Consider the following 2352-nt stretch of genomic DNA (forward strand, 5'->3'; position numbering starts at 1 on the left):
CATCCGCTTCTTGCGCAAGTTTAAGTGCTTTACGACAAGTTTTAACCACTTGTTCATGACCATGGGTCAGTATATTAACCATTTCTTTTGCTTCTGGTACACCTTCAACTTCTTTGATCGAGCTTAGTTCAGCAAATGATTTGTATGTACCAGGCGCTGCCACATCTAATGTACGAATGCGTTCAGCAATGTCATCCACCGCTGCCGCCAGTTCGATGTAGTGTTCTTCAAACATCAAATGTAATTCCCGGAATTGAGGACCGGTTACATTCCAATGAAAGTTGTGGGTTTGTAAATAAAGAGTGTAAGAGTCTGCCAGTAAGCTTTTTAAGCCATCGGCAATATCTTGTCTATCCTGCTTATTGATACCGATATCAATTTTACTCATTAATGAGCCTCCTTATTATTAAATGGACATATATAGTCACTACGAACGCTGATTCGTTCATATGAATTACATATAACTACATCATAATGACTGTATAGAAAATGTGAAACAGTTTATTTCCATATAAATAATCGGAAATACCGATGAGTTAATCATCGATTTTATCTATTCACTTGATTGATTTAAATCATTGTACATTCGTCAAAACGTAAATAATAATTATTCTCAACAAAGGAGAGTAGTGATGAAAAAAACAATGAGTTTTGCTGTTGTACATTTCACTGTGGCATTTACTGTTGGTTACGTGATGACAGGTAGTGTCTTGGTCGGAGGCACGATGGCCTTAATTGAACCGGCTATCAATACGTTTGCCTTCTACGCCCATGAGAAAGTATGGACTAAAATGACACGCTCACACTCTGATAACAAATCATCAGCGGATTTTAGTACAAAAAATTTGGTAAAGTCTGGCCCAATGGAAGTATGAGATAACAGTAGTGCAGCTAGCCAACCAGTTAACTATTTTTAAGGCTTTTTTTATATTGGGTTTGACTGCATTTGGCGGTCCTGTTGCTCATATTGCCTATTTCAGAACACAGTTTGTCGAGAAAAGACAGTGGTTATCTGACCCAGAGTTCTCACAGTTGCTCGCCATAAGCCAGGCTTTGCCTGGCCCGGCAAGTAGCCAGCTGGGATTTGCTATTGGTTTATATCGTGGTGGTATGTTGGGCGCGGTGATTGCATTTATTGCTTTCACTTTGCCATCAGCCCTGCTTCTTGTGCTGTTTGCTTTGTCGATATCATCAGCATCATTTCCGTATAGAGAAGCGGCACTACATGGCTTGCAGCTCGTTGCATTGCCGGTTGTGGCTGATGCGGTATGGAAAATGACTCGCCAGCTCTGCCCTGACCTTAACACCAAACTCATCGCCCTACTCAGTCTGATCTTTTTATTGACCCTACCCTCTAGCTACAGTCAGTTTTTTGTGATGCTAATTGGTGGCATAGCTGGTATTTTTCTCCTTTCTTCGACTGAACATAAGCAGACATTTTCATTCAATTTGTCTTATGGCAAAACAACGTCTGTCGTAATGTTAGTCGTTTTTGCTCTACTCTTTTTAGCGCCCGTTCTTGCTATCGATAATCCCTTGTTTCACGTCATGACGATTTTTTACCAGACGGGTGCCACTGTTTTTGGTGGAGGACATGTTGTGCTTCCGCTACTGGAAAACAGAATTGTCGATACCAACTTAATAACTTCTGAACAATTTTTATCTGGATACGGTGCTGCTCAGGCCATACCGGGCCCATTATTCACACTTTCCGCTTACTTGGGGGCACTGTTACCAGGTGGGAGTGGTGGAATATTTGGCGCTCTGCTGTCTTTATGTGCCTTATTTCTGCCAGGCTTTTTATTGCTGTTAGCACTTCTACCCTTATGGCAGTCATTGCAAAATAATAGCGTGATACAAAAAGCACTGGCCGGGATAAACGCGGCGATGGTCGGGTTATTAGCGGCTGCGCTCTATCAGCCAATCTGGCAACATGTTGTTCTCTCTTTTGCAGACATCATGATTGCGGCAACTGGCTTTATCTTGTTACATATCTATCGTTTATCACCTGTTGTTATTGTTGTATGGTGTCTCGCTGGCAGCATTCTCACGAGTTTTTTATGAATTCCGCATGTATCAGGCAAGCACAACAAGCAGACATCATTAGCATCACCGATTTATTAAATCGCTGTGCTGAACATATGCATCAACAGGGTATGGCACACTGGCTTGGTGTCTACGATGCAGATTCAGTCAAAGACAATATGATGACCAAGCAGGTCTATGTATTGGAAAAAGATGAACAGATTCTTGGTTGTATCGCGATGGGCACAGAAAAAGCCAGTTACTATCATGAGTGTTGGCCCGAAGCGCCTTTGGCAGATATTTATATCACACAATTAGCTGTTTCTC

At 41.8% G+C, this 2352-nt stretch carries 3 protein-coding genes and 1 pseudogene; 3 read left to right on the forward strand and 1 reads right to left on the reverse strand.

From position 1 onward, the window contains the following. The coding region (locus B4K20_RS05770) for a Dps family protein (RefSeq protein WP_289282209.1) at positions 1-388 on the reverse strand (388 nt) is incomplete at its 3' end. Positions 389-632: 244 nt separating this feature from the next. Here B4K20_RS05770 and B4K20_RS05775 point away from each other — a divergent pair. The 3 genes and pseudogenes from B4K20_RS05775 to B4K20_RS05785 form a co-directional block, all read left to right on the forward strand. Further along, the gene (locus B4K20_RS05775; RefSeq protein WP_289244843.1) at positions 633-875 is read left to right on the forward strand and encodes a DUF2061 domain-containing protein; all 243 of its coding nucleotides are present in this window, start codon (positions 633-635) and stop codon (positions 873-875) included. Positions 876-885: 10 nt separating this feature from the next. Further along, a complete protein-coding gene (gene chrA, locus B4K20_RS05780) occupies positions 886-2064 on the forward strand; it encodes a chromate efflux transporter (RefSeq protein ID WP_289282210.1) in 1179 nt (392 codons plus the stop codon). Next, positions 2061-2352: pseudogene (locus B4K20_RS05785) on the forward strand (N-acetyltransferase); the annotation flags it as partial. The gene chrA and the pseudogene B4K20_RS05785, both read left to right, overlap by 4 nt.

Origin of the sequence: Methylophaga sp. UBA5088, assembly GCF_002414625.1 — a bacterium.
Lineage (GTDB): Bacteria > Pseudomonadota > Gammaproteobacteria > Nitrosococcales > Methylophagaceae > Methylophaga > Methylophaga marina.